Annotated in this window: 18 protein-coding genes; 8 read left to right on the top strand and 10 right to left on the bottom strand. The window is 73.8% G+C overall.

Going from position 1 to position 22,909, the window contains the following annotated elements; translation table 11 throughout:
* Window positions 1-39: 39 nt before the first annotated feature.
* Window positions 40-1,329 (bottom strand): glucarate dehydratase family protein, encoded by a 1,290-nt coding sequence (locus ABZZ04_RS16025; RefSeq protein ID WP_356932808.1) that lies wholly within the window; start codon window positions 1,327-1,329, stop codon window positions 40-42.
* A 151-nt stretch (window positions 1,330-1,480) separates the two neighbouring features.
* Here ABZZ04_RS16025 and ABZZ04_RS16020 point away from each other — a divergent pair, with 151 nt between their 5' ends.
* Both ABZZ04_RS16020 and ABZZ04_RS16015 read left to right on the top strand, forming a co-directional pair.
* Window positions 1,481-2,503, top strand: coding sequence for a phosphotransferase family protein (locus ABZZ04_RS16020; RefSeq protein WP_356932807.1), 1,023 nt, complete (start codon window positions 1,481-1,483; stop codon window positions 2,501-2,503).
* 6 nt (window positions 2,504-2,509) lie between these two features.
* Window positions 2,510-3,739 (top strand): acyl-CoA dehydrogenase family protein, encoded by a 1,230-nt coding sequence (locus ABZZ04_RS16015; RefSeq protein WP_356932806.1) that lies wholly within the window; start codon window positions 2,510-2,512, stop codon window positions 3,737-3,739.
* Between the two features lie 147 nt (window positions 3,740-3,886).
* Here the strand turns inward: ABZZ04_RS16015 and ABZZ04_RS16010 are convergent, their stop codons facing one another.
* Both ABZZ04_RS16010 and ABZZ04_RS16005 read right to left on the bottom strand, forming a co-directional pair.
* Window positions 3,887-8,653, bottom strand: coding sequence for a HEAT repeat domain-containing protein (locus ABZZ04_RS16010; RefSeq protein WP_356932805.1), 4,767 nt, complete (start codon window positions 8,651-8,653; stop codon window positions 3,887-3,889).
* Window positions 8,654-8,739: 86 nt separating this feature from the next.
* Window positions 8,740-8,904: a hypothetical protein gene (locus ABZZ04_RS16005; protein ID WP_283850813.1), complete on the bottom strand. Its 165-nt coding sequence runs from the start codon at window positions 8,902-8,904 to the stop codon at window positions 8,740-8,742.
* Between the two features lie 74 nt (window positions 8,905-8,978).
* On the opposite strand from ABZZ04_RS16005, the gene ABZZ04_RS16000 reads away from it, so the two are divergent.
* Window positions 8,979-9,986 carry a LysR family transcriptional regulator gene (locus ABZZ04_RS16000; RefSeq protein ID WP_356932804.1) on the top strand — a complete coding sequence of 336 codons (1,008 nt, stop codon included), beginning with the start codon at window positions 8,979-8,981 and terminating at the stop codon, window positions 9,984-9,986.
* Window positions 9,983-10,501, top strand: a complete 519-nt coding sequence (locus ABZZ04_RS15995; RefSeq protein ID WP_356932803.1) for a DUF1203 domain-containing protein — start codon at window positions 9,983-9,985, stop codon at window positions 10,499-10,501. Before ABZZ04_RS16000 ends, ABZZ04_RS15995 begins: the two co-directional genes overlap by 4 nt.
* Before the next feature lie 30 nt (window positions 10,502-10,531).
* Here ABZZ04_RS15995 and ABZZ04_RS15990 read toward each other — a convergent pair whose 3' ends face one another.
* From ABZZ04_RS15990 to ABZZ04_RS15980, 3 genes are all read right to left on the bottom strand, one after another.
* Complete coding sequence (locus tag ABZZ04_RS15990) at window positions 10,532-11,125, bottom strand: TetR/AcrR family transcriptional regulator (protein ID WP_356932802.1); 594 nt, start codon at window positions 11,123-11,125, stop codon at window positions 10,532-10,534.
* Between the two features lie 70 nt (window positions 11,126-11,195).
* The gene (locus tag ABZZ04_RS15985) at window positions 11,196-12,854 is read right to left on the bottom strand and encodes an AMP-binding protein (RefSeq protein WP_356932801.1); all 1,659 of its coding nucleotides are present in this window, start codon (window positions 12,852-12,854) and stop codon (window positions 11,196-11,198) included.
* Window positions 12,851-13,618, bottom strand: a complete 768-nt coding sequence (locus ABZZ04_RS15980; protein WP_356932800.1) for an SDR family oxidoreductase — start codon at window positions 13,616-13,618, stop codon at window positions 12,851-12,853. Before ABZZ04_RS15980 ends, ABZZ04_RS15985 begins: the two co-directional genes overlap by 4 nt.
* A 290-nt stretch (window positions 13,619-13,908) precedes the next feature.
* On the opposite strand from ABZZ04_RS15980, the gene ABZZ04_RS15975 reads away from it, so the two are divergent.
* Window positions 13,909-15,174, top strand: coding sequence for a DUF1343 domain-containing protein (locus tag ABZZ04_RS15975; RefSeq protein WP_356932799.1), 1,266 nt, complete (start codon window positions 13,909-13,911; stop codon window positions 15,172-15,174).
* 112 nt (window positions 15,175-15,286) lie between these two features.
* Window positions 15,287-16,636 (top strand): erythromycin esterase family protein, encoded by a 1,350-nt coding sequence (locus ABZZ04_RS15970; RefSeq protein WP_356932798.1) that lies wholly within the window; start codon window positions 15,287-15,289, stop codon window positions 16,634-16,636.
* Between the two features lie 186 nt (window positions 16,637-16,822).
* Here ABZZ04_RS15970 and ABZZ04_RS15965 read toward each other — a convergent pair whose 3' ends face one another.
* On the bottom strand, window positions 16,823-19,651 hold the full coding sequence (locus ABZZ04_RS15965; RefSeq protein ID WP_356932797.1) for a penicillin acylase family protein: 2,829 nt from the start codon (window positions 19,649-19,651) through the stop codon (window positions 16,823-16,825).
* Between the two features lie 245 nt (window positions 19,652-19,896).
* Here ABZZ04_RS15965 and ABZZ04_RS15960 point away from each other — a divergent pair, with 245 nt between their 5' ends.
* On the top strand, window positions 19,897-20,508 hold the full coding sequence (locus tag ABZZ04_RS15960) for a hypothetical protein (protein ID WP_356932796.1): 612 nt from the start codon (window positions 19,897-19,899) through the stop codon (window positions 20,506-20,508).
* Between the two features lie 57 nt (window positions 20,509-20,565).
* Here ABZZ04_RS15960 and soxR read toward each other — a convergent pair whose 3' ends face one another.
* Window positions 20,566-21,099: a redox-sensitive transcriptional activator SoxR gene (soxR, locus tag ABZZ04_RS15955; protein ID WP_356932795.1), complete on the bottom strand. Its 534-nt coding sequence runs from the start codon at window positions 21,097-21,099 to the stop codon at window positions 20,566-20,568.
* 132 nt (window positions 21,100-21,231) lie between these two features.
* Here soxR and ABZZ04_RS15950 point away from each other — a divergent pair, with 132 nt between their 5' ends.
* Complete coding sequence (locus ABZZ04_RS15950) at window positions 21,232-21,693, top strand: MaoC family dehydratase (protein WP_356932794.1); 462 nt, start codon at window positions 21,232-21,234, stop codon at window positions 21,691-21,693.
* 159 nt (window positions 21,694-21,852) lie between these two features.
* Here ABZZ04_RS15950 and ABZZ04_RS15945 read toward each other — a convergent pair whose 3' ends face one another.
* Window positions 21,853-22,473, bottom strand: a complete 621-nt coding sequence (locus ABZZ04_RS15945) for a TetR/AcrR family transcriptional regulator (RefSeq protein WP_148833760.1) — start codon at window positions 22,471-22,473, stop codon at window positions 21,853-21,855.
* Window positions 22,474-22,593: 120 nt separating this feature from the next.
* Window positions 22,594-22,884 (bottom strand): YiaA/YiaB family inner membrane protein, encoded by a 291-nt coding sequence (locus ABZZ04_RS15940; protein ID WP_356932793.1) that lies wholly within the window; start codon window positions 22,882-22,884, stop codon window positions 22,594-22,596.
* Window positions 22,885-22,909 lie beyond the last annotated feature (25 nt).

Raw genomic sequence — 22,909 nt, 5'->3', positions numbered from 1 at the left:
AACTCGGACCGGCCCGGTACGGGCCGGGGGTCCGTACCGTCACCAGCGCGGGATCGCGGGGGTCCGCCAGTCCGGCTCGGCCTTGCGCATCGCGGCCGCGTCGTCGCGCTCGCGCATGGTGCCGTCGTCGTCGAGCCAGCGCCGGTGCAGTGCGGCCAGGCGGTCGCGGTCGAGTTCCACGCCGAGGCCGGGGGCGTCGGACACGGTCAGCCGGCCGTCCTCGAAGACGTGGCGGGTGGTGATGACGTCCTCGGTCTGCCAGGGGTAGTGGCTGTCGCAGGCGTAGTCGAGGTTGGGGACGGTGGCGGCGACATGGGTCATCGCGGCCAGGCTGATGCCGAGGTGGGTGTTGGAATGCATGGAGAGCCCGACGCCGAAGGTGCGGCAGATCCCGGCGAGTTCGCGGGTGCGGTGCAGCCCGCCCCAGTAGTGGTGGTCGGAGAGGACCACCTGCACGGCGCCGCGGGCGAAGGCGTCCGGGAGTTCGGCGAGGGTGGTCACGCACATGTTGGTGGCCAGCGGCACGTCGGTGGCCGCGGCGACCTCGGCCATCGCATCGGTGCCGGTCGCCGGGTCCTCCAGGTACTCCAGCACGCCCTTCAGCTGCTCGGCGACGTACAGCGAGGTCTCGACGGACCAGGCGCCGTTGGGGTCCAGGCGCAGCGGCCGGCCGGGGAACTCCTCGGCCAGGGCGCGGATCGCGGCGATCTCCCGGTCGGGTTCGAGGACGCCGCCCTTGAGCTTGAAGGAGGAGAAGCCGTGTTCGCGGGCGAAGCGCCGGGCCTGGGCGACGACGCCGGCCGGGTCGAGGGCGGCGCCCCAGTCGTCCCGCTCGCCGCCCTCGGGGTGGGCGGCCCAGCGGTAGAAGAGGTAGGCGCTGTACTCGACGCGGTCGCGGACCTTCCCGCCGAGCAGGGCGTGCACGGGGAGGCCGAGGGCCTTGCCCAGCGCGTCCAGGCAGGCGACCTCGAAGCCGGAGACGACGGAGAGCCGGAGCTTGTCGGCGGTCTGGACACCGCGCAGTCCGCCCGCCTCGACCCGGTCGTCGGTCGCGCGTGAATCACCGCACACCTCGTCGGCCAGGGTGAACAGCCCGTTCACATCACTGACCGAACGTCCGACGAGTGCGGTGGCGAGCGGCTGCGCGAGTTCGAGGTACCTGCCGTCCCCGTACGTCTCCCCGACGCCCGTGACGCCACCGCGGGTGACGACCTCCACGACCAGGCGGGGGGTGTGGGGCTGGTGGACCCCCTGGGTGTTGAGCAGGGGCGGGTCGGCGATCAGGATCGGGGTCAGCCGGACTTCGTCGATCAGCAGCTCTGTATTCATACGTGAACTCTATTCAGGGATGCGACTGAACACCAGACTCCGGCCCGATCCGGACCGGGCCCGACGCACCGGGCGACGGGAGCCCCCTGGACGACATACCGACTGGTCGGCATCATGGGCGGCGACCGTCTTACATCCGGAGGTGCGCACGATGAGCCCAGTCCACCCGCCAGGTCTCGACCTCGATCGGCTGCGCGGACACCTCGACCGCGAGCGGCCGGGGCTGGTGAGCGGACCGCTCGACGCCCGGATCATCGAGGGCGGCCGGTCGAACCTGACGTACGTCGTCACGGACGGCACCGGCCGCTGGGTCGTCCGCAGGCCCCCGCTGGGCCATGTGCTGGCCACCGCGCACGACATGAAGCGGGAGCACCGGGTGATCAGCGCGCTGCACCCGACGGCCGTGCCGGTGCCCGAGCCGGTGCTGCTCTGCGAGGACGAGACGGTGATCGGGTCGCCCTTCTACGTCATGGAGTACGTCGAGGGCACCCCGTACCGCAGCGCCGAGCAGCTCGCCCCGCTGGGCGCCGAACGCACCCGGGCGGCCGTGCTCGGCCTCGTCGACACCCTGGTCGAGCTGCACGCGGTGGACCCGCGGGCCGTCGGGCTCGACGACTTCGGGCGGCCCGAGGGCTTCCTCGACCGGCAGCTGCGCCGCTGGGGCAAGCAGCTGGACGCCTCCCGCAACCGCGAACTGCCCGGCATCGACGAACTGCACGCCGCGCTCGGGCGCGAACTTCCCGGCTCGCCCGCGCCCACCGTCGTGCACGGCGACTACCGCCTGGACAACGTCCTGATCGGCGCCGACGACCAAATCAAGGCCGTCCTGGACTGGGAGATGTCGACGCTCGGCGATCCGCTGACCGACCTCGGCCTGCTGGTGATGTACAGCTCCGACCTCGGCCTGGCGCACTCCCCCGTCTCCACCACCAGCGGTGCGGCGGGCCACCCCTCGCCCGCCGAGCTGATCGAGCGCTACGCCGCCCGTTCCGGCCGGGACACCTCGGCCATCTCCTGGTACACGGCGTTCGCCTGGTTCAAGCTCGCCGTGATCCTGGAGGGCATCCACTACCGCTACACCCTGGGCCGGACCGTCGGCGCCGGTTTCGACCGCATCGGCGATCTCGTCCCCGTCTTCATCGAGCACGGGCTCGGCACCCTCCAGGAAGGCTGATCACCCATGGACTTCGCATTCGACACCCGTACCGAGGAGCTGCGCGGCCGGCTGCTCGCCTTCATGGACGAGCACGTGCACCCGGCCGAGCGGACCGCGGACGAGCAGCGCGCGCTGCTGGCCTCCCCGTGGCAGACCCCGCAGATCGTCGAGGACCTGAAGGCCGAGGCGCGGCGGCAGGGCCTGTGGAACCTCTTCCTCCCCGACGCGGAGTACGGGGCCGGGCTGACCAACCTCCAGTACGCCCCGCTCGCCGAGATCACCGGCCGTTCCCCGCAGCTGGCCCCGACCGCGCTCAACTGCGCGGCCCCGGACACCGGGAACATGGAGGTCCTCTTCCAGTTCGGCACGGACGAGCAGAAGAAGCGGTGGCTGGAGCCGCTGCTCGCCGGGGAGATCCGCTCCGCGTTCGCGATGACGGAACCCGATGTGGCCTCGTCGGACGCGACGAACATCGAGACCCGGATCGTGCGCGACGGCGGTGACTACGTCATCAACGGCCGCAAGTGGTACATCTCCGGGGCGATGAACCCGGACTGCGAGATCTTCATCGTGATGGGCAAGACAGCGACTGCCGATGGCCCTGACGGTTCCGACATCCGCCGCCAGCAGTCGATGATCCTGGTCCCCCGCGACACCCCGGGGCTCGAAGTGCGCCGCGCCATGCAGGTGTACGGGTACGAGGACCACTACCACGGCGGCCACGCCGAGGTCTCCTTCACGGACGTGCGGGTGCCCGCCGGGAACCTGATCGGCGAGGAGGGCGGCGGCTTCGCCATCGCCCAGGCGCGGCTGGGGCCGGGTCGCATCCACCACTGCATGCGGCTGATCGGCATGGCCGAGCGGGCGATCGAGCTGATGTGCCGACGGGCGGTCTCCCGTACGGCCTTCGGCAAGCCGCTCGCCCAGCAGGGCGTCGTGCAGAACTGGATCGCGGACGCGCGGGTGACGGTGGAACAGCTGCGGCTGCTGGTCCTGAAGACGGCGTGGCTGATGGACACGGTGGGCAACCGGGGCGCGCACACGGAGATCCAGGCCATCAAGATCGCCACTCCGCGCGCGGTGGTCGACATCCTCGACCGGGCGGTGCAACTGCACGGCGCGGGCGGGGTCGGCCAGGACTTCCCGCTGGCCGAACTGTGGGCGGCGGCACGGACGTTGCGGCTGGCGGACGGCCCGGACGAGGTGCACCAGCGGTCGCTGGCGCGACGGGAGATCAAGCGGTACGTGTCGTAGGCGGCGCCCCGGGAACGGGTGCGGGGCGGGGCGGTGGGCGCGGGGCGACCGGCATCCACCGCCCCGCGCCCTTTCCGCCTTCCGCCTTCCGCCTTCCGTCTTTCGTCTTTCGTCTTCCGCCTTCCGTCTTTCGTCTTTCGTCTTTCGTCAACGGCCGGTCGGAGCCCCGTCCTCCGGGTTCCCGATCCGGTCGAGCACCGAGGTGTACCGGGAGCGCCGGTCGGGGCGGGCGCGGGCGGCGGCCTTGCGGAGGACGGGGACCGCCGCCGGGCCCAGCTCGACGAGTCCCTCGACCGCCGCCCCGCGCACGACGGCGTGCGGATGGGCGAGCAGCCCCGTCACGGCGGGGGCCGCGGGCTCCCAGCCGGCGCGGCAGAGCGTACGGATCGCCATCCGCACCACGTCGGGGCGCGGATCGTCCAGCAGCGACGCGGTGAGCCGCAGATGGGCCGGCCGGTCCAGCATCACCCGTGACGTCCGGTGCGCGCGCAGCCGGACCTCGGGCCGGGGATGGGCGATCAACTCGTCCAGCAGCTCGTGGAGTCGGCGGTCCGGGTCGGCGTCCGGGCCGGGGTGCGCGCCGGCCAGTTCGGTGAGGGCCCGGCAGATCTGCTCCGGGGTTCCGGCGCGGGCCAGGTCCAGCAGTTCCCGGCGGGTCGGCGGGCGGGCGGGGTCGGCGGGTGCGGCGGTGCCGCGTGCGCGCAGCGCCGCGAGCGCGTCCGCGTCCCGCCGTGCGGCGTCCGGGCCGCGCAGCGGGCCCTCCACGAGCCGGAGCCGGTCCGCCAGTTCGTCCCGGCCCTCCGCGCGCAGGCGGCGGCAGGTCTCCGTCAGTGCGGGGGTGCGCAGCAGCGGCCGGCCGACGAGCAGGTCGAGGAAGCCCCAGGCCCCGGCGGCGAGCCGCTCGCCCAGGGCCTCGGCCAGCGCGTCGGCGGGGTGGGCGCGCAGTGTCCCGGCGATCTCCGCCCCGAGCCCGGCCGGGGCGTGTTCCCACCACTCCAGCAGCAGTGGCACCAGCGGTTCGCGCTCCGCCGGGCCGAGCCGGGCCGCCGCGCGGGCCACCAGGTCGGGCCGTACGCCGTCGCCGCGCAGCTCCGCCCCGTCGATCCGGGCCAGTGCGCGGGCCGGGCCGGCGCCGGGGGGCAGTTCCACGCGTCCGCGGAGATGGGCGCGGAGCACCGCCAGCCGGGCCTCGGGCTCGGGCCATCGCGCGAGTGCCCGTGCGGCGGTGTTCCTGCGGTCCGCCGCGTCCGATTCCAGCATGGCCAGCAGCCGTTCGTACTGGGCCGCCGAGCGGGGCTGGTCGAGGTCGTCGGCGCGGACGTTCCTCGGGGGCGGCGCCGCGCGGTCGGCCTCCGGAGCGGCGCACGGCGGTGCGTCGAGCGGCTGGAGGAACGTCAGCCAGTCGAGCAGCGCCTCCCGCACCGCCGGGTCGTCGGCGTCCCGGTGGGCCTCGATCAGTGCGTCCAGCCGGTCCCGCGAGGGGATCGTGCCGTCGTCCCGGCGGCGGAACTCCGCGACCCCGTCCGGGGTGCGCACCGCCGTCTCCAGGGCCGCCCGCCAGGCCCTGGTCCCGGCGGGGAGGGGGTCCGTACCGGGTTCCGGGACGGTGAACGCCTCGCGCAGCACGGCGGTTTCGGCCCGCCACGGGTCGGCGCCGAGCCGGGCGCCCGCGAGTGCCCGGTCGAGGTCGGCGCGGACCGGCACCGCGCCGAGGCGGCGCAGCAGCGTCAGCGTGGACCGGTGCGGTGCGGCGGGGGCGGGGCGCAGGACCCGTACCGAGGCGATGGCGGACGGCCTCCGGGCGGCCGTCGTCATCGGCGCGGCCTCCTCCAGTACGGCGATCAGATCGTGGCGGTCCTCGTCCCGGGCGTCGGCGAGCGCGTCGAGCAGCACCCCGGCGGACCGGGCGAGGGAGGTGAGCTCCCCGGCGGACCAGGTGCGGGAGACGGGCTCCCGGGTGGACCGGGGGCGGGAGGTGAGTTCCCGGGTGGACCGGGGTGTGGTGCAGATCCGCAGTACGAGCCGGATCACCTTCCGCCGGTGCGCGGGCCGGGAGGCGGCCAGGTGGAGCCAGTGGTCCAGCATCGGCCGCAGTTCGTCCGCCCGGCCGGGGCGCAGCGGCCCGTCCCGGTCGGCGATCCGCAGGGCGAGCGAGGGGTTCCAGCCCCCTGCCACCAGTGCCGCGACGTCCCGGTCCGCCTCCCGGTCCGCCTCGTCGGCCGCCGATGACCGCCCGGCGTCCGGTACGGCGAGTCCGTGCCGGGCCAGGGCCGGTGCGAGGGCATCCACGTCCCCGGAAGCCGCCGCGACCCGGCCCGACGCCACCAGGGCGAGCAGTTCGGCGGCCACCGGGGACCGCTGCTCCTCCAGCGCGAGGATCGCGCGCACGGTGAGGGCTCCGTCGAGACCCGCCAGCAGCAGTTCGCGGGAACGGGCGTCGGGGCTGTGCTCGGCGGCGGCCAGCAGGGTGGCCGCGCAGGCGTCGCCGAGGATCGTGCGCAGGGCCGCGAGAAGTGCGGTGCGCAGTCCGGGGTTGTCGTCGCGCCCGAGCCTGGACAGCAGTTCCGGGAGCGCCGCGGGGGTGCCTGCGCGGCCCAGTGCCTGGGCCGCGGTCTTCCTGATGTTCATGTTGGGGTGGTCCAGGCACGCGGCGATCGCGGTGCTCGCCCAGTGGGCGCGGGCGTGTCCCAGGGCGTGCAGGGCCTGGCGCACGGTCTGGACGTCCCGGGCGGTGGTCAGCGCGGTCAGCGAGGCCGACAGCGCCTGCGCGTCCTCGCCGGTGGTGTCGCGGGCGAGGAGGGCGATGACGTGCTTGCGCACGTGCCGGTCCCGGTGGCGCAGCATCCGGTGCACCCGGGCCCGGGTGCCCGCCCAGGGGGCCCGGAGCAGCGCTTCGAGGAGGATCGCCCGTTCGGCGTCGGACAGTCCGGGCCGGTCCAGCAGGTCCAGTGCCGTGGTGGCGACGAGGGCGTGACCGGCCTCCCGCGCGTCCGCGGCGCCGAGCAGGCAGACCGGTCTGATCGCGCCCCGCCCGTGGAGCCTGCGGCCCAGGGCGGCCACGGCGTCCAGGACCTCCTGCGGCACCACGGGCTCACCGGCCGGCTGCCCGTGCTCCCCGGTGCGGGCGGGGGCGTCCGGGCGCCACGACGCCGCCCGGTCGGCCACGACGCGCAGCAGCAGGTCGGCGATGGCCGGGAGGGTGGCGGCGGTGCCGTGGGCGGCCAGCCTGCACAGCGCCGCCACCGGTTCGTCCGGGTCCAGGTGGGAGCTCAGCAGCGCCAGTTCCCGTTCGTCGGGGCCGCCGAGTCCGGCCGCGACACGGGGCGGCAGGGCGAGGGGGTCTAGCCGGGCGAGGAGGTCGTGGCGCCGTGCCGGGTCGTCGGTGAGCTGCCAGAGGATTTCGAGGGCGCGGTCGCGCACGGCGCGCAGGTGGGGCGCGATCCCGTCCGGGGCCGGGGGGTCCGCCTCGGTTCCCAGCCCGTCCCGCAGGGCCCGTACGGTGCGGGGCCCGCCGATCGCCTCCAGGGTCTCCAGGGCCGCGGCCGGTGCCGAGGGAAGCAGGGCGAGCACGGCCTCCTCGGCGTCCTCGTGGCGCAGTTCGCGGATCGCGTCGAGGAACGGCGCGGGGTCGGGGGCGGACGGGAGCAGCCCGGTGACCGCCTCCCCGACCGGCAGGTCGTCGGCCCCCTGCCCGGCCAGGGCCACCAGCAGGGCGAGCCGCCGGGGCCAGGCCGGGTCGTCGACCGCCGCCTCCGTCAGCACCCGGAGCATCTCCTTCCGGGCGGTGAAGAGGACGGTCGCCGCCTCGCGGGGCGGGATCGAGTGGTCGGCCAGGGCGAGGCCGACGACGGCCGGGACGTCCGGGTCCCGCGGGAAGTGCCCGCGCCGGTGGAGGCCGCGCAGGCAGGTCATCGCGGGTCCGCCGAGGAGCAGGGGGTCGCGCGCGGCGACGGCCGTCAGCGCGCCGATGTCGTCGCGGTCCGCCAGGTCGCCGAGCAGTTCCATGGCTCGGCGGCGAAGGGCCGGCGGGAGGCCGGGGTCCTCGACGGCCTGTCGCAGCAGGTCGTGATGGCCGTGGCGGGCGGCGGCCGCGAGGGCTGCCCCGGCGACCTCGGGCCGCTCCCGTACGGGGTCCCCCGTGGTGAGGAACGGGGCGAGGCGCCCCCGGGGCAGCGGTTCCGTCGCCGCCCACGGTTCGGCGAGCTCGGCCAGCGCGTCGACGACGACTCGGGGGTCGTCGGTGTCGAGCAGGCCGGTGAGGCGGGCCCGGGCCGGGCCCGGGGACAGCAGTCCGGCGTGCAGGCCCTGCCGGACCAGCCGGACCGCCTCGGCCCGCAGGACCGGATCGGCGCAGGCCGCCAGCTCGTCCACGAGCCGCACCGGGTGGTGCGCGGCGGTGATGTCCGCCTCCCGCACGGCCCGGTGGAGGAGTCCGCCGGGCGCCCCGTCGCGGAGCACGGCGGGGTCGCTGAGCACTGTGGGGTCCGGGAAGCCGGGCGCCCCGTCGCGGAGCACGCCGGGGTCGTGCAGGATGTCGGCGCGCAGCCAGGCGGTCCGTACCCGGTCCGGCAGTTCCCCGGCGGTGCGCCAGGACGGCCGGGGGCGCCCGCGGAGGTGGCGGGCGAGCCGCTCGTACAGCCCCGCCAGGAGCAGATCCGCCTCCGGCGGGCCCATGAGCTCCTTCGGCAGCAGCGCGGCGAGCTCGGCCCGTTCCTCCTCGCCGGACGGGCCGCAGGCGGTGAGCCGCTCGTCGAGCAGGACCAGTCCCAGGTGGCGCCGGGCGGGGTCCTCGTGCCGGATCAGCCGTCCCAGGGCGTCCGGCGGGCAGTCCCGTGCGTCCGGGGGCCCGGGCAGCGGGCCGGTGCCGGTCCGGTCCACGGCGTCATGGAGGTGTGTGTCGGCCGGTTTCCGCATCGTCGGATGCTAACCGGGGCGTTCCGGCCGCCACCAACGGAATTCGGCTGCGGTCCCGGCCCGTACGTGCCCCGCCCGGCAGGCGCTCAGTAGCCGCCGGACCCCACGTGGTCCGTCAGCGCCAGCTCGCGGGCGAAGGCGCGCACCCGCAGCAGGCACCGGGCGGCGAGGCGGACGGACCGGCGGTGGCGCGGACCGTAGGCCGCGCTCCAGAGTGCCGGGACACGCACGGACGGCTGGATGTGGGTCATGCGTCCAGCCTCGCCCCATAGCCGTGATCGGTCCAACAGATGGATCAGCTGGCTGCCATCGATAACGTGGATGGATGGAGATACGCCAACTCCGCCACTTCATGGCGGTGGTCACGCACGGCGGCTTCACCGCCGCCGCGCGGGCCGAGCTGATCGTGCAGTCCGCGCTGAGCACCTCCGTGCGCAATCTCGAACGGGAGCTGGGAGCCGAACTGTTCGACCGGACCGGCCGACGGGTGGTGCTCACCGAGGCGGGCCGGGCGCTGCTGCCCGCGGCCCGGTCGGTGCTGGCCGGGACCCGGGCCGCGCGGGAGGCCGTGGCGGCCGTGTCGGGGCTGACGACCGGCCGGCTGCGGATCGGCACGATCCAGACCCTGACCTGCGTGGACCTGGCGGCCGAGCTGGCCTCGTACCACCGGCTGTGGCCGGGGGTGCAGATCTCGCTGCGCGAGGCGACGACGCCGGAGCTGGTCGAGGGGCTCCGGGCCGGTGAGCTGGACCTCGCCTATCTCGCGCCGGACGCGGCCGAACTCCCCGACGGCATCGCCGGGTTCGCGACCTGGCACGAGGACCTGGTGCTGATCACCGCGCCGGGCCACCGGCTGGCGACCGCCGGACGCACCCTGATCAAGGACCTCGCCGACGAGCCGTTCGTGGACTTCCGCGCGGGCACCGGTCTGGAGACCGCGGTGCGGCGGCTGGCCGCGCACTGCGGCCTGGAGCGCCGGATCACCTGTGACGTCACCCAGATCCGGCTGCTCGTCGATCTCGTGCGGGCCGGCATCGGGGTGGCGATCGTGCCGCGGCGGATCGGGGAGGACGCGGGGCTGCCGTGCGTGAGCATCCGCCAGCCCGAGCCCGGCCGGACGGTGGTCCTCGCGGGGCGGGCGCCCCGGCCCCGCAATCCGGCCGCGGAGGCCCTCCTCGACCGGCTGACCGGTCCGGACCACGAAGGGGGCCGTGCGCCGGATCACGGGAAGGGCCGTGTGCCGGACCACGAGCAGGGCTGTACGCGGTCCCCCAGCGCGACGTCCGTTTTCCGCCGGTACGGGGACGGGGCGGTGCCGATGCTGGAGCCATGACGACACTCCACGACACGACGACACTCCACGAGACGCGGGCCATCGCACCCGACGTGCTGGAACAGCTGCGCGAGCGGGACGACGCCGGTGTCGCCCGCCTCCCCGTCACCGACCCCGAGGGCGGTGCCCCGCTCCGCTGCTGCCTGCGGCGCAGCGCGGCCGGTGAACGGATCGTCCTGGTCTCGTACGCGCCGCTGCGCCGCTGGGCGGCCGGGACGGGGGCCGAGCCCGGCCCGTACGACGAATGCGGTCCCGTTTTCATCCACGCCGAGGAGTGCGCCGGGCCGGCCACCGGGCCCGGCTATCCGGCCGCGCTGCACGGCGCCCGCCGGGTGCTGCGCGCCTACGACGCCCGGGGGCACATCCTCGGCGGAACGCTGGTGGAGATCCCCGTGGAACGGGCCGCCGAGGTGGACGACGTGCTGAGCGGCGTCCTCGCCGACCCGGCGGTGGCGCTGGTGCACGTACGGGCGGTGGAGTTCGGCTGCTTCATGGCCGAGGTGCGCCGCCGGTAGCCGGGGGCCGCGCCCCGGCCGCCGTGGCGGTCAGGGGCGCAGCGCGCGCAGCAGCAGGTCGGCCAGGTGGTCGGCGACCTCCTGGCGGCCCAGCGGGCCGTCGGGCCGGTACCAGGTGGACAGGTGGTGGATCGAGCCGAAGTGGTAGTCGACGACGAGGTCCGCGGGGGTGGCCGTGGAGAACACCCCGCTGCGCTGGCCCTCCTCCACCAGGGCCCGGAAGCGCTCGTGGTAGCGGCGCCGTTCCGCCCGTACCTGCTTGTTCTTCTCCGGGCTCAGGTGGTGCATGGAACGGAAGAAGATCGAGGCGTCGTCGAGGTTCTCGATGGTGGTGACGACCACGTCGGCGGCGGCGTCGCGCAGCCGCCGCTCGACGGGGGCGTCGGCGTCGGCGAAGGCGTCGAGGCGCTCCTGCTGGAGCCGGAGCACCCGGGAGTAGACCTCCTGGAGGAGGTCCTCCTTGGACCCGAAGTAGTGGTAGAGCGCGCCCTTGGTGACGCCCGCGGCCTCGACGATCTCCTGGACCGAGGTGCGGTCGTAGCCGCGCTCGGCGAAGAGCCGGGTGGCGGCGGCCAGCAGTCGCTGGGGGACGGGAGCGGTGTCCTCGTCCGTCGCCTTGGTCATTGCCGCCGCCTTCCTTCCGTGCCGTGCCCGATCGATCCGTGCGGGTTCCCCTGCCCGGGGCGAACCGGATCTACCGTGGGGAACGCAGTTCCCGCCTGAGGATCTTCCCACTCGCCGTCTTCGGCAGCTCGGCCAGGATCTCCACCTCGCGCGGGTACTTGTACGCGGCGAGCCGTTCCCGGCAGTACGCGTTCAGCTCCTCGGGTCCGGCCGCGGAGCCGGGCCGGAGGCTGACGTAGGCGCGGACGGTCTCGCCCCGGTAGGGGTCGGGGACGCCGACGACGGCCGCCTCCCGGACGGCGGGGTGGGTGTACAGGACGTCCTCCACCTCGCGCGGCCAGACCTTGAAGCCGGAGGCGTTGATCATGTCCTTCTTGCGGTCGACGACGTAGAGCCAGCCCGCGCCGTCCATGAAGCCGATGTCCCCGGTGCGCAGTTCGCCGTCGGGGAAGGCGGCGGCGGTGGCCTCGGGCATGCGCCAGTAGCCGGAGACGACCTGCGGGCCGCGGACGGCGATCTCGCCCTGTTCGCCGAGGGGCACCTCCGCGCCGCTCTCGTCGAGGATCCTGACCACCGTGTCGGGGCCGGGTACGCCGACCGAGAGCGTGCCGGATACCGGGTCGACGGGGGCCTCCCGCTCCGGGGGAACGGAGGCGCAGGGGGCGGTGCACTCGGTGAGGCCGTAGCCGTTGCGGATGTACGGGCCGAAGTCCGCCCGGAACTTCTCGACGAGCGCGGGCGGCAGCGGTGCGCCGCCGGAGGAGATCACCGCGAAGGAGGCGAAGTGGTCGGGGGTGGCGTCGGGGTGGGCGGCCAGGGCCATGAAGGCGGTCGAGGGGCCCACGGTGTAGGCGGGGCGGTGCTCGGCGAAGGCCTCGAGCACGACGCCGGGGTGGAAGCGGTACGCGAGCACGAGGGTGCCCGCGTTGGTGAGGCAGGCGGCCAGCTGGCACACCATGCCGGTGATGTGGAAGAGCGGGGCGAGCGCGAAGTACGCGGAGCCCTCGGCGACGGGGTGCCCGGCGCGCTGCCGCTCGGCGTTGACCATGATGTTGCCGTGGGAGTTCAGGGCGCCCTTGGGGGTGCCGCTGGTCCCGGAGGTGTAGCTGATCAGGGCGGTGTCGGTGGGGGCGGGTTCGCGTCCCCGGGGTGCTTCGAGGCCCTGCCGGGCGACGGCGACCAGGTCGTGGGTGTCCGCGGGCACCGGCAGCCGCTCGAAGCCGAGCACGCGTTCGTCGTCGCGGGTCTGGAGGTCCAGCTCACTGGTGGTGAGGGCGATCCGCACGCCCGGGACGCCGGCCGCGGTGTCCCGCAGGTACGCCTCCCAGGTCCGGTCCGCGCAGATCACCGCGGTGACCTCGGCGTCCTTCAGCACGTGGCCGACCTCGCCGGACTTGTACATGGGGTTGAGCGGGACGACCGCGGCCCCGGCCTTCCAGGCGCCGAGCAGCGCGATCACGAACTGCGGGGTGTTCTGGAGCATGATCGCGACCCGGTCGCCGGGGGCCAGGCCCGCGGCGGCGAGGTGGCCGGCCACCGAGTCGGAGAGCGCGTCGGTCTCGCGGTAGCCCAGGCGGCCGTCGAAGTAGGCGAGGGCGGTGCGGTCGGGGGCGCGTTCGACGGACTCCCGGAAGGCGTGGACCAGGCTCCGGGCGGGGTGGACGGGGGCCCGCTGGGCCTCGCTGAGCAGCGGCAGCCAGGGCTTCGCCGCGTAGACGGACTCGCTCATGCGCGGGTCTCCTCCCACTTCTGCTGGAGGTGGTTCATGCTGCCGAGCCAGTGGTCGGTGTCCTTGGCGCGGGCCCGGTAGTACCCGGCGACCTCGGGGTGCGGCAGGACGAGGAAGCGGTCCTCGGCCATGGCGTCGAAGAGCGCGTCGGCGACCGCGGCGGGCTCGATGGCGCCGGGGACGAGGACGAGTTCGCCCGCCGAACCGGCGGCGGCGAGCATGTCCGTGCGCACGCCCTGCGGGCAGATCGCGTGGACCTTGATTCCGCGGTGGCGGTAGGTGAGGGAGAGCCATTCGGCGAAGGCGACGGCGCCGTGCTTGGTGACGCTGTACGGGGCGGCGCCGATCATCGTCAGCAGTCCGGCGGCGGAGGCGGTCGAGACGAACCGGCCGCTGCCGCGCTCCAGCCAGGCCGGCAGCAGGGCCCTGGCGGCGCGGACGTGGGCCATCACGTTGACGTCCCAGGCCGCGGCCCAGACCTCCTCGTCGGCGAGCACGTCGCCGGGCGAGGCGAGGCCGGCGTTGGCGCAGTAGACGTCGATGGTGCCGTCGAGGGCGTCCCGGGCCTCGTCCACGATCAGTGAGGCGTCGCCGGCGACGGCGACGGCGCCGATCTCCTCGGCCAGCGGCCCGATGCCGGCCGCGTCGAGGTCGTTGACCACGACCCGCGCGCCCTCCTCGGCGAACCGGCGGGCCAGTGCGGCGCCGATGCCGCCTCCGGCCCCCGTGACCACCACGCCCGCGCCCCGCACCGTGTCACCCATCGGTCCCGCCTCTCTCAGCCGACTCCACCGGCAGACTAACCGGTCGGTATGTCGAATCGGAAGGGGCGGACGCGGCCGGACGGAGCGGTGGACGCGGAGGGACGGAGGGGCGGAGGAGGCGACGCGCCGGGACCGGTGGGGCGAAGGGGGATGACGCGGCGGGCCGACGGGACCGGCACCGCTTGGCAGGCACACCCGTCACACCCGTCACGTCCGGCTCATTCCGTACGGCCTGAACGCGCGCTAGCGTGCGTGACCATGACAGAGGTCGCGATCATGGAGGTAGCCGAATGAGCCTGTCCAGACGTGGTTTGCTGGCCGCCGGCGGTGCGGTGGGGGCGCTCGCGGCGACGGCCGCCGGGACCGGGGCCGCGAACGCCGCCCCCGCGTCGGGCCGGGGACACGGCCGGGTCCGCACCGGTTTCGACCGGCTGGCGGCGGACGGCTACTCCCTGCTGAGGGGCGAGAAGGTCGGGATCGTCACCAACCCGACCGGGATCACCTCCGACGTGCGGCACATCGTCGATGTGATGCACCCCGACGACCGGGTGGACCTGATCGCCGTCTTCGGCCCCGAGCACGGCTTCCGCGGCACCGCCCAGGCCGGCGGCTCGGAGGGCCGGTACGACGACCCGGCGACCGGACTGCCGGTCTACGACACGTACCTGAAGAGCGGTCAGCCGCTCGCCGACGTCTTCACCGCGTCCGGCGTGGACACGGTGGTCTTCGACATCCAGGACGCGGGCGCCCGCTTCTACACCTACATCTGGACGCTGTACGACTGCATGGAGGCGGCGGCGCTCGCGGGCAAACGGTTCGTCGTCCTGGACCGGCCGAACCCGGTGACCGGGCGGGCGGCGCTCGGGCCGGTGCTCGACCCGGCGTTCGGCACGTTCGTGGGCCGCCGGGAGATCTCGCAGGCGCACGGCATGACGGTCACCGAGCTGGCGCTGCTCTTCAACGCGGAGTTCTTCGCCGAGCGCCCGGTCGACCTGCGCATCGTGAAGATGTCCGGCTGGAGGCGCTCGGACTTCTTCGACGAAACCGGACTGCCGTGGGTGCCGCCGAGCCCCAACATGCCCACCCCCGACACCGCGCTCGTCTACTCGGGGACCTGCCTGTTCGAGGGCACCAACCTCTCCGAGGGGCGCGGTACCACCCGGCCGTTCGAACTGCTCGGCGCGGAGGGCGTCGACCACCGCTGGGCCGCGGCGGCGAACGCGCTCGACCTGCCCGGGGTCGCGTTCCGCGAGGCGTACTTCGCGCCGACGTTCTCCAAGTTCCAGGGGAAGACGGTCGGCGGCGTGCAGCTGCACGTCCACGACCGCGAGGCCTTCGACCCGGTGCGCACCGGGATCGCGCTGCTGGTGACGGCTAAGCGGAGCTGGAGCGGGTTCGCGTGGCGGTCCGACAACTGGATCGACAAGCTCACCGGCAACACCCGGGTCCGCACGATGATCGACGCGGGCGCGGACACGGACGAGGTCGTGGGCGCGTGGCAGGCCGACCTGGCGGCCTTCCGCACCGTACGGAAGTCGTACCTGCTGTACCGCTGAGAGGGCGCCGCCGAGGGGAGTACGCCCCCTCCCGTGCACGGGTGCTGACCCCCGCACGGGAGGGGTGCTGTCCCTCTGTCCCGCGCCGGGGCGGGCCGGAAGGGTGGTGGGCATGGAACTGCGCACACGGCACCGCCTTCCGCTGCTCGGTCTGCTCACCGCCCTCTGTCTGGGGTCCCTGGCCCCAGTGGCGGGGGCCGGGCCGCGCACCACCTCATCCGCACCCGACCCGGCCCGTGAACTCGCGCGCACCGCACAGCCGTTGACCGATCTGCGCCCGCTGGAGCGGATGGTCGGCGACGCGAAGGTGGTGGGCGTCGGCGAGGCCACCCACAGCTCGTCGGAGTTCTTCAGGAACAAGCACCGGATGTTCGAGCACCTCGTCGAGGAGAAGGGGTTCACCACCTTCTCCCTGGAGACCAGTTGGGGCGGCGGGCTGCTGATCGACGCGTACGTGCAGACCGGCGAGGGCGACCCCGCGAAGATCATGCGGGACACCCTGGACACTCCGTTCTGGAACAACCAGGAGTACCTGGACCTCATCCGGTGGATGCGGCAGCACAACGTCCGCCACCCGGACCACCGGGTGCACTTCATGGGCAACGACCTCGGCTTCGCGGATCCCTCGCTCTTCGACCGGGTCGAGCGCTACGTGGCCGAGCACCACCCGGCGCTGCTCCCCCGCTTCAAGGAGCTGTACCGGACGTCGCGGCCGAACGCGCCCACCGCCGAGTGGATGAAGCGGTACCTGGAGAAGCCGAGGCCCGAGCGGCAGCGGATGTCGGCGGACGTGAACCGCGCGCTGGCGCTGCTGGAGGGCCAACGGCCCGCGAAGCCCGACAAGGCGGCCAGGGGCGACAAGAGCGCCGAGGAGCGCGCCTGGGCCGTGCAGAACGCGCGGGCCATCGCCCAGGTCGGCACCCTGCACGCGTTCGACCTCGGCGAGGAGCACGTCCACGAGGCCATGCTGTACCGCGACCGGACCATGGCGGAGAACACGGTGTGGTGGCAGCGCAGGACCGGCGACCGGATGCTCCTGTCCGCGCACAACGGCCACATCGGCTACGAGACCACCGACCCGGCCCACTACCCGAGGCTCCAGGGCGAGTTCCTGCGGGACCTGCTCGGCAAGGAGTACGTGAGCGTCGGCACGACCTTCGGACGGGGCTCGTTCAACGCCAACGACACCGAGCGGCCGGGCGGGCCGATGCGGAAGTTCACGCTCGGCCCGCTGCCCGCCGACAGCAACGAGCACACCCTGGACCGGGTCTCCGAACGCCCCTACTACCTGGACCTGCGCACGGCGACCGGGGCCGCGCGCGCCTGGCTGGGCGGCACCCGCACCTCGCGGTCGATCGGCACGGCCTACCCGTGGCCCGGCTCCGAGGCCCCGCACCGGCTGGGCACCATGTACGACGTCCTGGTCCACTTCCCCCGCGTCACGGCCGCGCACCTGCGCTGATCCCCGGCGGCACCCGGACGTCCGGGCCGTGGCCGTCCCCCCGCGTCCGGCGGGACGCCGGGCGCATCCGCCGGGGAGCCGACGCGGCTCGTGGCGGCGGGCCGGATCGGCGCCGGGTGAGGAAGCGGCACGAGCGAGGGGCGGGGACCGCGGTCCCCGCCCCTCGCGATCCGTTCCCCGGTCCGTCTACCGGTGGGCGGGGAACTCCACCACCTGCTGGTACGTCGGCCGGTTCTGCCAGTGGATGGCCTTCTGGGTGATCCCGCCCAGCGCCCGGTGGACGATCGAGTCCGAGCACCACTGCTCGCCCGGCTTGCAGCTGCCGTCCCCGGGGTAGACCTCCGTGGCCGGTTCCGCCACGGCCTGCTTCAGGGCCGCGAGCAGCACGTCACGGCAGACGGTCCGGTCCCCGTCGCCGCAGTACGTCCGGGCCAGCGGTCCCTCGACCTCCTGTCCCAGGACCTGGCGCAGGTCCTTGTCGACGAAGCCCCACCAGCCGTACTGGAACGCCGATCCGCTGTGCGCCCCGCTCGGGCCGTGGCCGGCCGCCGGGGACTCGTCGGTGGCGAGGTTGGCGGTCAGCGCCCCGTACAGCTCGTTGCCGAGCCCGGGGGCGAACTCCGCCTCGACCAGCTTCGGCCACCACGCGTCCATGATCCGTACCGCGTCGGCGTGGCCGTACGCGTGCGATCCCGGAGCGGTCTCCCGGCGCTGTGATCCGGCCGCCCGCCAGGACTCCAGCTGCTGGACGGCGGTGTTCAGCTCCGGGTCGGTGACCGGTCCGGAGCGGATCACCTTCAGCAGTTCGGGCAGCAGCTGCTCGCCGCGCAGGTCGGTGACCGCGGCCTCGGCCATGGCCCGGGTCAGGGACGCCCGGGTCACCCCGCCCTCCTCGACGAGCTTCGCCACCCGGTCGTCCAGCAGGTCCCCGCGGTGCACCGCGCCGAACCCGAAGCCCGCCGTGGCGTACCCCTCGGCCTGCCGGTTGTTCCAGGAGACGTAGTAGTCCTGGCCGCTGGAGTGCGGGTGTTCGGCGAACGCGGTGTACTGGGCGGTGTTGCCGGCCGGGTCGTACCCCTGCCACTCGTAGGCCCGCTCGGCCCGCACCGGCAGCGCCGGGTCGACGCCCGCCGCGCGCACCGGGTTCATGCCGCTGTTGTAGTAGGCGGCGGTGCGGGAGTCCGCGTAGAACCAGTTGAAGGCGTAGTCGATGTTGCTCGCCGCCCGCTGGAAGGAGGCGGCGTCCTTGACGTAGTCCGGGTCGTTGAACATCTGGAAGCCGATGATCGAGTCGGCCTCGTGGCGGTAGGTGGTGCGCAGCGAGGTGTACGCGACGGGCCTGCCGCCGATGGTGGCGCGGTGGGTGACGATGCCGTAGTCCGTGCGCCTCACCTGCATCCGGTAGGAGCCGGCCGCCGTGGAGTCGGCGACGGTCGGCTTCCAGGAGTTGGTGTGCGACAGCGTCTCCATGGCGGTGCAGGTGCCCCGGTTCAGGTAGTGCGTGGACTCCTTGGTGGGCGTGGTGCCGTCGGGCTCGCACAGTTCGACGGCGTAGGTGTCGGTGATGTCCTGGCCGGCCGAGGTGGCGCTCCAGGCGTAGTCCTGGCCCCGGCCCATCTGGACGTACATGCCGACGCCGGCGAAGGAGACGCCGCGGGCGCTGATGCCGGGCCCCTGGAGTTCCTGGAGCATCATCAGCTGCGGGGCGAAGTAGCCGGTCTGCGGTCCGAACACGGCGATCGGGTTGCCGCTCGCGGTGTGCTTCCCGGAGACCAGCAGGGCGTTGGACATGCCGCGCTTCTGGGCGCCGGTGCCCGATCCGGGCAGCGAGCCCTCGGGGATGACGCCGTCGTCGTGGATGCCCTGGGCCTTCTTGAGCCCGGCCGGTGCCTCGACGGGCGCCTTCCGGTCGGTGCCCGCGGAGCCGGTGCGGTCGTGGATGAGGGGTTCGGCCGTGACGGACCCGGCGTCGGGGAGCGCGGTGCCGCGCGCCTGGTCGGGCTTGCGGGCGTACGGGAACGAGGTGCCGTCGTGCACCGTCAGCACGGCCTCGGGGTCCTCGCGCTGGCGGAACGACTCCCAGACCCTGGTGCCCTCGGCCACGCCGTACTTCTGCTGGGCGGCGAGCAGCGAGAGCGCCGCCTGCACCTCGCCGCCGCCCCCGCCGCCGAACTGGCCGCCGACCACGGAGGCGATGGAGATCAGGTCGGTCAGCTTGAACGGCTGGATCTCGCCGACGTTGGTGATGGCGTCGATCTTGCCGGTGAGGACGTACTCGCCCGGGAAGTATCGGCCGTTCTTGGACTTCTCGCGGTACGCGTTGATGCCGTCGACGTACGCCTGGGCGTCGGCCATGGCCTGTTCGCCGCGGGCGCCCTCATGGGTCCTGATGTACTCGACCTGGGCCTCCAGGTCGGCCTCGGTGTACGGGGCCTGCGGCCAGAACTGCTGCTCCAGGCCCTGGTTGGCGAGCGCGCCGCCGGCGAACGAGGTCAGCTCGCCGCGCCCGATGTGCCGGAAGAGGTCCATCAGCCACAGCCGGTCCTGCCCGGCCGCGTACCCGGCCCCGAACTCGGTGCCGTAACGGGTGGTGCCCTTGATGTGCGGGACGCCGGACGCCTTGTCGCGGGTGATCGTGACGTCGCTGCGCGGCGAGGTGACGGACTCGACCTGGTCCTCGGGCACGCCGAACGAGGCGTCGTTGAAGAACTCGGTGAGCTTCTGGTCGGTGAGGCCGGTGTGCCCGGCCACCAGGCCGTTGTAGCGGTCGAGCTGGTCGTCGCTGTGGGCGGGGTGCGTGCCGATCGTCTTGTTGCCGAGGATCTCGACGAGGGTGGCGTTGCCGTTCTCGCCGGGGGGCAGGATGTCGTCGCACTGTCCTCGGCAGTAGTCGGTGACGGGTGCGGGTTCCGCGGCGGCCGCGCCGGACTGCGGCGAGGCCGCGAGCAGAGCGGCGCCGAGTGCGAGGACCGCCGCGACGGTGGCGGCTCTGAGCTTGACGGTGCGTGGGGGCATGAGCGCTCCTCCAAGTGGCCTGTGGGCCGGAGGTTACTGGCGGTAGGCCCCGCCGGTAAGATGAGCAACCGTCACATTTTCTGAATCATCACATGGCGCCGTTCCCCCCGGCCGCGCGATGCCGCGCCACCCTCCCGTCGGGCACCTCTTCGCCGTCCCGGGATCCAAATCGGGGGGCCGTACGTCAACTCATTGACACCGAAGTACGACGACGGCGAAGTACGAGCGACGGAGGTGGCAGTGCAATGGCCGGTTTTCGGAGTCTTGCGAGACAGGTCCGCGACCCGCGGAGCGATCTGGCACTGCGGCGGTATTCGCTGCGCAAGTGCCTGGAGAGGTTCGCGCCGTACGGGCACCGGGCGACCTGGCACCATCTGTGCGCCCGGCACGGCATCGAGCCCGAGGACCGCTCCCCCGACCCGGCGCGGCTGATCCGCGCGCTGGACGAGCTGGAAGCGGCGCGGGTGGTCTGGCTGGGCCACGAGGCGGGGTTCGCCGAACGCCGCAGACGGGAGAAGCACGACGGGCTGCGCAGACCCGGCGCGTTCGACGACTGGCACCGGCACGTCCGGGGCGGCCACGGGGTCGCCCGCTGCGCGGACCCGGCGGTGCACCCGTCGGCGCCGCTCGCCGAGGTGCTGCGCCGGCTGATCGCGGCCCTGGAGTCCGGGCCGGGCACGGCCTGCCCGGTGTGCGCGGGGACCGAGATGCACTGGCGGGAGGAGGGCGGGGACGGACCCGCCCCGGGACCGGTGTGCGCGGGGTGCGGGATCGTGGTGCCGCAGCCGGTGCTCACGCCGGGGACGCTGGCCGCGGCCCGGGGCGCGCGGCGCCGGGATCTCGCCTCGGTGGCATGACGCGCGGGGCCCGGCGGCACCTCCCCGGTGACGCCCGCCCGGCCCCGGCCCCCGGGGCTACGGGCAGTCGCCCGGCGGGCATTCGGGCGACGGGTTTTCAGTCGACGGGCGTTCGGTCGACGGGCGTTCGGTCGACGGGCGTTCCGGCATCAGGCGCGAACCGCTCATCCGCTGGCCGGAGATGTCGTTCGGGTTGGAGAGCACGCAGTTCTCCAACGACAGGCAGCCGCAGCCGATGCAGTCGGTGAGGTGGTCCCGCAGCCGGGCCAACTGCTTGATGCGCTCGTCCAGTTCGGAGCGCCAGGCCGCGGAGAGCCGTGCCCAGTCCTCGCGGTTCGGGGTGCGCTCCTCGGGAAGCTCGGCGAGGGCGTCCCGGATGGTGGCGAGCGGGATGCCCACGCGCTGCGCCGCCCGGATGAACGCGACCCTGCGCAGCGCGTCCCTGGCGTAACGGCGCTGGTTGCCGCTGGTGCGGCGGCTGCTGATCAGGCCCTTGGCCTCGTAGAAGTGCAGGGCCGAGACGGCCGCGCCGCTGCGCGCGGAGAGCTGTCCGACCGTGAGCTCGTGGAGCGTCTGTGGGATCTGGGGCACTCATCCAACCCTACTTGCCCGCCCACCCGGTGGTCCGTCGTTGACAGGAACGCACCCGCGAACCATGCTGAGCAAGCGCTTAGACAGTGCGCTCAGGGATGGCATGGAGCTGGAAGGGCAGGGACCGGGAACATGGCGGAGCCGAGGATCTTCACGTCCGCGCAGGAGCTGCGCGACGGTGTGGGCGAGCAACTGGGGCACAGCGACTGGCTTGAGGTCGACCAGAAGAGGATCGACCTCTTCGCCGAGGCCACCGGCGACCATCAGTGGATCCACGTGGACCCGGAGCGGGCCGCGTCCGGACCGTTCGGCACGACCATCGCCCACGGCTACCTCACGCTCTCGCTGCTGCCCGCGCTCGTCCCGCAGGTCATGCGGGTCGAGGGCATGAAGATGGGCATCAACTACGGGACGAACAAGGTCCGTTTCCCCTCCACCGTGCCCGTGGGCTCGCGGCTGCGCGCGAGCGCCGTCCTGACGGGCGTCGAGGAGGCCGGGGGCGGCGTGCAGGTCACCGCCGTCGTCACGGTCGAGCGCGAGGGCGGCGACAAGCCTGTGTGCGTGGCCGAGTCGGTGTCGCGCTACTACTTCTGACGACCTCCGCCGCGCCCCGCGCCTTTGCCCGCGGCGGCGCGGCACCCCCGGTGCCGCACGAACCCGTGCGGCACACCCGGCATCACACGAACCCGTGCGGCACACATCCGGCGTCGCGCGAACCCCGTGCGGCACACCCGGCGGCGCGCCGCGCGGCCGTCACCGCTCGGCGCCGACCATGCGCAGCACGAGGCCCGCGTAGAGCTCGCCGACCTCGTCCGGCGTCCGACTGCCCTGCTCGTTGAACCAGCGCGCCACGTCGATGCAGAGCGAGAGCACCGCGAGCGTGGTGCCCGGCACGTCGGGGACGTCGAACTCCCCCGCCCGCACCCCCTCACCGATGATCCGGCGGACCACGGCGTCACTCCTGCGGCGCAGGCCGACGATCTCGGCGCGGTGCTCCTCGCCGAGGGCGTCGAGTTCGTACTGGACCACGCGGGCGGTGGTGTGCCGCTCGGCGTGCCAGCGGACGAAGGAGCGCACGGCCTCGGCCAGCCGCTCGGCCGCCGTGCCGCCGCCGTCGGCGGCCGCCTCCAGGACGGACAGCGCCCGGTCGTGGCCGATCCGGCTGATCCGGTGGAGCAGCTCTTCCTTCGTCTTGTAGTGGATGTAGAGCGCGGCGGGACTCATCCCCGCCCGGCCCGCGATGTCACGGGTGGTGGTGGCGTGGTACCCGCGCTCGGCGAAGGCGTCGACGGCGGCGACGAGCAGCCGCCTGGCCGCCTCGGGCGTCACCTCGGCCCACGGCGCGTCGCCGTCGGTCTCCTCCGCCGTGCTCATCGTCCCTCGCCCCTCTCATCAGCAGGACGAACACCATACCGCGCCCCTGAGCAAGCGCTTAGGGTCCGGGGGCGGTGCTCGGGGGCCGGGGTCCGGGACGGGCCGGGGCCCCCGGGCGGATCAGAGCTTCTGGAAGGGGTCGTGCTCGGCGAGGATCTTCTCCAGCCTGGCCTGGTCGACCCGGCTGACGATCCGCCCCGCCTCCTGGCGGTCCCTGATGACCTTGGCCAGGGTGAAACAGGAGGTGACGAGGTAGAGGACTCCGATCGCGAGGAACCCGCGGACCCAGGCGTCGGCGTCCAGGGAGTAGATACCGAGGGCCACCGCGCCCATCGCCACTCCGAAGGAGGCGACGGCCTGGCCGTAGAAGGCCGCGGTGCCCTGCTGCTTGACGGTTGTTGTCTCGCTCATGCCGCCAGCATCGGGCGGAGTGGCG

Source organism: Streptomyces sp. NPDC006435, assembly GCF_040612315.1.
In the GTDB taxonomy this organism is placed as follows: domain Bacteria; phylum Actinomycetota; class Actinomycetes; order Streptomycetales; family Streptomycetaceae; genus Streptomyces.
This window is presented reverse-complemented; position numbering and strand designations above follow the sequence as displayed.

Bases quoted from the DNA above. Each gene is read 5' to 3' on its own strand.
- ABZZ04_RS15945 (WP_148833760.1), bottom strand. From the start codon at position 22,473: ATGAGCACGGCGGAGGAGACCGACGGCGACGCGCCGTGGGCCGAGGTG.
- ABZZ04_RS16025 (WP_356932808.1), bottom strand. From the start codon at position 1,329: ATGAATACAGAGCTGCTGATCGACGAAGTCCGGCTGACCCCGATCCTG.
- ABZZ04_RS15940 (WP_356932793.1), bottom strand. From the start codon at position 22,884: ATGAGCGAGACAACAACCGTCAAGCAGCAGGGCACCGCGGCCTTCTAC.
- ABZZ04_RS16005 (WP_283850813.1), bottom strand. From the start codon at position 8,904: ATGACCCACATCCAGCCGTCCGTGCGTGTCCCGGCACTCTGGAGCGCG.
- ABZZ04_RS16015 (WP_356932806.1), top strand. From the start codon at position 2,510: ATGGACTTCGCATTCGACACCCGTACCGAGGAGCTGCGCGGCCGGCTG.
- ABZZ04_RS15960 (WP_356932796.1), top strand. From the start codon at position 19,897: ATGGCCGGTTTTCGGAGTCTTGCGAGACAGGTCCGCGACCCGCGGAGC.
- ABZZ04_RS16020 (WP_356932807.1), top strand. From the start codon at position 1,481: ATGAGCCCAGTCCACCCGCCAGGTCTCGACCTCGATCGGCTGCGCGGA.
- ABZZ04_RS16000 (WP_356932804.1), top strand. From the start codon at position 8,979: ATGGAGATACGCCAACTCCGCCACTTCATGGCGGTGGTCACGCACGGC.
- ABZZ04_RS15990 (WP_356932802.1), bottom strand. From the start codon at position 11,125: ATGACCAAGGCGACGGACGAGGACACCGCTCCCGTCCCCCAGCGACTG.
- ABZZ04_RS15995 (WP_356932803.1), top strand. From the start codon at position 9,983: ATGACGACACTCCACGACACGACGACACTCCACGAGACGCGGGCCATC.
- ABZZ04_RS15980 (WP_356932800.1), bottom strand. From the start codon at position 13,618: ATGGGTGACACGGTGCGGGGCGCGGGCGTGGTGGTCACGGGGGCCGGA.
- ABZZ04_RS15975 (WP_356932799.1), top strand. From the start codon at position 13,909: ATGAGCCTGTCCAGACGTGGTTTGCTGGCCGCCGGCGGTGCGGTGGGG.
- ABZZ04_RS15985 (WP_356932801.1), bottom strand. From the start codon at position 12,854: ATGAGCGAGTCCGTCTACGCGGCGAAGCCCTGGCTGCCGCTGCTCAGC.
- ABZZ04_RS15970 (WP_356932798.1), top strand. From the start codon at position 15,287: ATGGAACTGCGCACACGGCACCGCCTTCCGCTGCTCGGTCTGCTCACC.
- ABZZ04_RS16010 (WP_356932805.1), bottom strand. From the start codon at position 8,653: ATGCGGAAACCGGCCGACACACACCTCCATGACGCCGTGGACCGGACC.
- ABZZ04_RS15950 (WP_356932794.1), top strand. From the start codon at position 21,232: ATGGCGGAGCCGAGGATCTTCACGTCCGCGCAGGAGCTGCGCGACGGT.
- ABZZ04_RS15965 (WP_356932797.1), bottom strand. From the start codon at position 19,651: ATGCCCCCACGCACCGTCAAGCTCAGAGCCGCCACCGTCGCGGCGGTC.